Origin of the sequence: Prevotella aurantiaca (genome assembly GCF_015262605.1) — a bacterium.
In the GTDB taxonomy this organism is placed as follows: domain Bacteria; phylum Bacteroidota; class Bacteroidia; order Bacteroidales; family Bacteroidaceae; genus Prevotella; species Prevotella aurantiaca.
Window position 1 is genome coordinate 1 of record NZ_JABZSJ010000089.1, and the last position, 6,814, is coordinate 6,814.

The window sequence follows — 6,814 nt, forward strand, 5'->3', positions numbered from 1 at the left end:
TAAATAAAAGCGTTCCGTGAGCTTTCAGCCTACCAAATGTCCATTACGCCAAAAAGTGCAGAAAGTGTTAAGTTCAAACATCTTTCTGCACTGTGTGGTGGTGTTCGGGATTAGTATTAACCTATCCCAAAAGTTTAATACAACCTTGCTGTTGTTGTAATGATATGATTGAACGGAGCAAAGTTTGCTGCATCTACAGGCTTGCCAGAAATATTTTCACCTACATAAACTGGGCGAATACAAGATGCTGCCTGTCTTTGTGGAGTTGCCCACTTCTTAGAACGCGAACCAAATTTGAGGCCTGTTCCGGTTGAAGTAGCTGTTCCATGGTCAGACCAGTATATAGCATGGAACTCACTACCCTGTCCAACGTAGCGATAAACCAAGCTTGAGCTGCCATCTTCGCGGTTACCTGCTATTGGCAAGAACAAACCTTTGTTAGCCAAAACAAGTCCTGTAACATCTTGATATTTCCACAACTTCTTACCAGTAGGGAACTTAGCGCTTGAGCCTATGTATGGTTTGTCGCTGATGTATGCACCATATATTTTATTACCCTTATCTGTATAGCAGTAGCCAGGTACGAAAGTTGTACTGTTAAGCAACGCTTCAAGCTGCGTTTTATTAGGATATGCATAATAGTAATTATGGTTTCCGTCTTCCGTCCAGTACTTTACTATGTCGCCATACGTAGCTTGACTTCTATCGTTAGTTTTGTTAATGTTAGGATAAAGTCTGCCTTTATAATATTTACCACTAATTTCTATTCCTGTGAAACCAGCGTAAGCAAGTGCCTTTGTAAGGGTCAAGGCATCTACAATATCTCCATATCGGAAGAGATCAAGGTCGTTAGGGTTCTGTGTGTACTTACCACTGCTGGTGCCAATGTACCAGAATTGCGAGCCAGGATTAGCTGCATCGTACTTAATAGCTTGAGTTCCAACCTTGTTATCAGCTGTTGGTGCATCAGCATAGTTGCTTATCCACCATTGCGCAGGAGCTATACCCCAATACTCTTGTGTGCCTGTCTTGTAATGAATGAAGTTACCTGTTGCCCATTTAGTGCCATTAACTTCAACATAAGGCTCTGCTATGATATCTTTTACAGTAATGTTTGTGCGGTAGTCGTAGCCTATATTGAATATCTTAGTAGCTGTTTTTGTATAAACTTTGTTAGGTGTATAAACAGTAACAGTGAATTCAGTAGACTTGTTTTCACCAATGAATGCTACCCAAACATAGCCACCTTGTTTGCTAAGTTCAGAACTATTAGCTATCGATACATTGATATTGTACTCCTTTTCGTCGGTTGTTCCAACAAACGAACCATCTTTAAGGTTAAGTACATCGTACGATAAAACACCATTTATCTTTACCGATTTGATGTTTGTAATCGCATTTCCGTTGCTATCTTTGAACTTCATTCCCCATATTGTAACCTTACGTTGGAGAGTTGAAGTAAGTTCGATGTCATTGCTGGTTGCTGGAGTTTTAGCGAGAGTAGCAGTACCCCAGTTATAGTCGAACTTCTTATCGATAGTAGAAAGCATACCATCTTGCTCGTTCATATTAAGCGAAACAGTGCTCTTAATCTTTACTTTCTGACCGTCTATTTCCGAAGAATGGTAATTAAGATCCACCTCTCCGTCTTTCTCATTAACGATATTTGGATCTACTTGCTCTACTGTTTGCTTGTCTTCGAGCGCTGTTGCAGGATAGAAGAGAGCAAGCTTATCTCCTTGTTTAATAGGATTTTTACTCTTAACTTCGCCTCTGAAGTTTGCAGTATGGCCACCAGCATCTTGTGTTGTTACCATACTGTAAGTAGATTCAGTACTCTGTTCGTTGTCTTCAAGGTTGTAAATGAAGATCTTATCGTTTGCTGCCCAGCTCGATACTACATCGTTGTTGGCATCAAGACCGAGCGTACGAGAAACAGCTTTAGCTGAATTTGCATTATCACCAGCGTTTTCGTTATCCACTTTCAAGCTAACATTATAAGAGTAGCTTTGCGGTTCTGTAACGCCACCATTGATATCTTCTGTATCGCTGCAGGCTGCTACTGCGAACAACGATATCGCTACGGTTGTAGCTTTCAATATGTTCTTTTTCATTGTTTTTTTGTTTTACCAAAATAATTGTTATCCTAATAATCTAAATCCCAAGTTGTAGGCTTTGCCAATTCTTCGTCTGCGCCAGGTGTTCCGTGTGTTGGATCGTCTTTTGTTGTCTTTTTATCACCAGGGCTTCCTGCAAGAATAGCTACCTCTTCCATGCACCGAATGACTTTGCAATCGGGCATAACATAATGTCTTCTGTTCATAATGATATGTCGTTTAAATGTTATCCAAAAAGGATTAAGTTTACTTTATTGACTTTGTTAAGCCTTTTTTGTAAATAGTTTATTTATTAAGTATAGTTTAAAATATGTAATCCGATGCAAAGTTATGTATTTTCTTTGAAATAAACAAGGATTGTTTTGTATAATTTTAAGTATTATATGAAATTATTTAATATAGGATAAGAAAACACATTATTTATTATTAAGAGAACTAACAACAATGATTTGGTTTTGTAAAATAAACAGAAGAAAAAAGTAATCGTAATTGTTTGGCGTTGCAAAAGCGGTTGTTTTGCGCTGCAATATAGGCACTTTTGCCGTGCAAAACAGCCTCTTTTGTGATGCAAAACAAGGGGTATTGTAAAGTGTTGGTAATAAGGTTATTACACATCAAGGTGCGTTTGAAGAAATATTTACAATTTTATGGGGTGTGAATAAGGTGTTTGCTTGTTTGTTAGTCGCCATTAACAGGCTTTAGAATAGGTGTGTGCGGTAAAGTTCTTATATGTTTATTATTGTGTATTTCTTTAATTGTTTAAATATAAGCATATAGAAAACCCACCATAGTTGGACAGATATCCTACTATGGTGGGAATATTTTAGAATGCTTTTAAGCTTATAAAAGCACTGCGTTTGTTACTTTCTTGTGCTTCAATGAAGCCTTAAATCGCCATTTTCTGCTATTATTTCACATTGGCAAATGGTGCGAAGGCTCTGTCTTCTCGACCATCGTCGCTGTCTAAGACAGGGCGGATAGCAGAGGCTTGAGCCTTTCCAGAATAATTAAAATTCCATTGTGTTGGTCCAAAAAAGAAAAATTCTACTTGAACAAGCCCCCCAGCTTCACCTTGCAAATATTGCCCATACGCTCCAGAACCCCATGTCATATCTCTAAGTCCAATGTGGTTATTACCTAATATTCGTCTACCTGTAATAGGCAAGAATAAACCTTTATTAACACGAATTAGTCCTGTAACATTCTTATATTTATCGTATGCTCTTACGCCTGTAGGGAACGCTTTAACCCTATTTGTTCCACTTTGAGAGTTGGTTGTAAAGTAGGCGCCATACACAATCGTACCTTTGTCAGTATAACAGTATGCTGGTTCTACATTCGCATTATTATATAATGTTTGTAATTCAGCTTTAGTAGGGTAGCGATACTTCTTGTGGTTGTTCATTGTATGGTACCAAACAAGGTCTCCATATTTCGCTTTTGTGCGGTCAGAGGTTTCTGGTCTTAAAGGACCATCGCCCACAAAGAACTTCTTCACAATATCTTTTTTTCCACTTTTGAATTTATCTGATCTAAGATTTAGTGCATTTTCAATATCTCCAAAACGGAAAAGATCGACATCATCATCGGTCTGAGTAGGTCCGTCTTCAAACTGTGACGATTGCAAAGTGCCTCCAGAAGCTACTGGTTTGCGGTTAGATCCTAAGCGAACGGCACGGCGTGATATCCACCATTGCGTAGGAGCGATACCCCAATACTCTTGACTTCCTTCTTTATAATGAATGAAGTTACCTGTTGCCCACTTTATTCCTTGCACCTCAACAAAAGGTTTTTGCTTAGCTTCTTCCATCTTTAAGAGGTCGCTTCGATATATTTTATCCTCATCGAAAGCAATAGAACTAAATTCCTTATAATAGCATTTGTTGCCCACATAAGCTATAACCACAACATCGGTATAGCTACCTGGAATGAATGCAGCATAGGTATAGTTTCCACCAACAGAGCTAAGCTTCTTGCCTTGGGCAGGCTTTAGCACAATGTTTGTTCTTTCGTCAGTTGGATTATTGTCCACAAATGCACCTGTTTTAAGGTTGAAAACATCGCTACCCTTAACGTTTGAGATATAGATAGAGTCGATATTTGCAAGTGGAGTGTTGTTGTTATCAGTGAAACGCAAGCCCCAGATTGTAACGATACGCTTCATGTTACCAATATCTAAGGTAACTTTCTTGCCGTTAATGCTCTTTGGTTGCTTCTTTGCCCACTGGAAATCGAAATGCTTACCAATGGTTTCTGCAGTGCCATCTTGGCGTGTAAGGTTTAGTTCAACAAGCTCTTGCGTCTTATTAGCCTCGTCATGGTAAGTTTCTTGTCCGCTTGCTGTAGCCGTAACAGGTATAGCTGTCTTATTATTACCAGTTAAAGCGCTACCTGGATAGAAGAAAGCTATCTCGCTATTTGTTGTAATCTGATTTCTTGAAGAGATGTCGCCATCAAATCGATTGAGCGAACCAGTTGATACATTTGATATCTGGCTGTAATCGTTGGCTTTAAGATTATCGTTTAATACATAAGCCATGATTTTGTCGCTTGGTGCCCATTTAGATGTCAGATTGTGTTGTGCATCTTCTATTAAGACACGACTTACAGGACTTTTTGCCTGTACATCTGATGCATCGGCAACTAAATTATATGTGTAAACAGTTGAATAGTCTTCGTTAGAGTCCTCAATACTGTCATTACATCCTGTCAATAAGGGTGCTGACATAAGGATGCAAGCTACGGGGAAAAAGATGTTTTTTCTCATGTTTCTATCAATCTTATTAAATACTTCTTAGTTTTCTTCATCGAACCACTGGAATTTTGAAGGCGACGCACCGAATGGATTAGGTGTGTTTCCGTTGCCTCCTGTTGGGTCTCCTCCCTCCTTTGGGTTTGTAGTACCTGCACTAATAACCATCATGTGTGATTCAGTTTGCATCTTAATGATGGTGCAAACTGGTTGAAGATAAGTTTCTTTTTGAGCCTTTACTGATGCTTTCATACTTTTTTTCCTTTAAATTCAGATTTGGTTATCCTAACTATAAAACCACAATCTATGCATTTTTCTATTTAAGTGGGTGCAAAGTTACACACTATTTATCGAATAGCAATAAATAAAACGAGATTATTTTGCAAAATTCAATATACTGGAACATTTTTTGATACAGGTCAAGTTTAAAATGAAAAACAGTGCGTAAATACAGCAACAAAATACTTCTTTTTTTGTAAAAGAAGTACATGCAAAAAGCGAGAAAAGTTGTTTGGCGTTGCAAAAGCGGTTGTTTTGCGTTGCAATATAGGCACTTTTGCCGAGCAAAACAGGCTCTTTTGCAATGCAAAACAAGGGGTATTGTAAAGCGTTGTAAGTCAAATTGTTACACGATAGTTGTAGCTTGAATAAAACTTTACATTTATATCGCTTTATTTTCCCTCTTGCTTTAAATGTAATGTAGCCTTCTTTAGTGCCTTTTTGGTACTATCTTCATACTTCGAAATATTTTGTCTTATAGTTTTAAAGTTTCTTAAAGAAGTTGCGTTTTTCTTTCTAAAACACTATCTTTGTTTTTATAATACATAAACTTATGCGTAAAACTATTTTCTTTTTACTACTTTTTTGCTTCAGTACAGCAAGTCTTTATGCCATGAATATGGTTAACGATAATGAGTGCTTCATTATTAGAAAGAACAGCGATAACCATGTTACAAGCAAGCAAAACGATAATAAAACAAAGCATAACCCTAAAGTATTAGTAACTCGAGAAGTAGAGGATTGTAATCCAAGATGCATAGAAGTATTGACCGAAAATGGGCCTTACTACTGTGATATGAAGGGCAAAAAGTTAGCAAATCCCACTAAAAGACATGTGTTTTATTGTGGTACAGTTGCTCATTGGAGATATACGTTGCAGCAAAGCAAAGGACTTTATCAGTTGCAAATCTATACTTTTGGGCCAGGAGCACCCGACGAAGAAGATGAACGCTTTATACTTTCAGATTGCCAACCTACCGATTTTGTTTCCTTCTTGACAGGAGATAAGGAATTTGAACGTGATGAAAATAGTAGTATCCGTGGCGACATAGAAATGCATGAAGAGTGGATAAGAGTAGGGAGAAACGGCAAATATGGTATCGTTGCCTACAATTATAAGCAGCCAAAGGATGTAAACCCCAAGAGAACAGAAAAGAAAATTAGTGATTATAAAAAGACTCTTTTAACCTATCCTGTCCTGAATATCAAAGGCAAAACATTGCTTCCGATAGTTCACGACTCAATTATTATGCGCCCCGATGGTTGTGTTTATATCTACAAAGATGGCAAAGTGGGACTTTTCCCGAGTAATACAGCACCTGTGTACGACAAGTTAGAGCAACGCACCCTCTCGTTTTATTACATTAAAAAAGATGGTATAGAAGGTTGGCTTGATATTAAAACCAACAACGAATATTTTATTTCATCAGACGAATAATATATTTAAAACTTATAAAAGGCTGTTTTCCAGGAGGTATAACCAACAGTTAGGGGTAAGCAAAATGGTTGTATAATTTTATGGCATGCAACGAACCACGTCCCCATATTCCCCAAGTTGTTACATGCCGAAATCGTCATAACTTTGTAAAGAAAACGCTACAAAAACATAATGTAGGGTAATTCAGTTAATTCCCTCTTAAGAATCTCTGGAGACTGTCAAATGCCA

General features: G+C 37.8%; 5 protein-coding genes. 1 reads left to right on the plus strand and 4 read right to left on the minus strand.

The features are described 5' to 3' along the window. Nucleotides 1-134: 134 nt before the first annotated feature. The 4 genes from HXN26_RS10645 to HXN26_RS10660 form a co-directional block, all read right to left on the minus strand. Complete coding sequence (locus HXN26_RS10645; protein WP_273161215.1) at nt 135-2,114, minus strand: hypothetical protein; 1,980 nt, start codon at nt 2,112-2,114, stop codon at nt 135-137. 32 nt (nt 2,115-2,146) lie between these two features. Then, nucleotides 2,147-2,323: a hypothetical protein gene (locus tag HXN26_RS10650; protein ID WP_273161217.1), complete on the minus strand. Its 177-nt coding sequence runs from the start codon at nt 2,321-2,323 to the stop codon at nt 2,147-2,149. Nucleotides 2,324-3,024: 701 nt separating this feature from the next. Then, nucleotides 3,025-4,884 carry a hypothetical protein gene (locus HXN26_RS10655; protein WP_273161219.1) on the minus strand — a complete coding sequence of 620 codons (1,860 nt, stop codon included), beginning with the start codon at nt 4,882-4,884 and terminating at the stop codon, nt 3,025-3,027. 27 nt (nt 4,885-4,911) lie between these two features. Then, nucleotides 4,912-5,121, minus strand: coding sequence for a hypothetical protein (locus tag HXN26_RS10660; RefSeq protein WP_024999810.1), 210 nt, complete (start codon nt 5,119-5,121; stop codon nt 4,912-4,914). A 580-nt stretch (nt 5,122-5,701) separates the two neighbouring features. On the opposite strand from HXN26_RS10660, the gene HXN26_RS10665 reads away from it, so the two are divergent. Beyond that, on the plus strand, nt 5,702-6,586 hold the full coding sequence (locus HXN26_RS10665; protein ID WP_273161221.1) for a hypothetical protein: 885 nt from the start codon (nt 5,702-5,704) through the stop codon (nt 6,584-6,586). Nucleotides 6,587-6,814 lie beyond the last annotated feature (228 nt).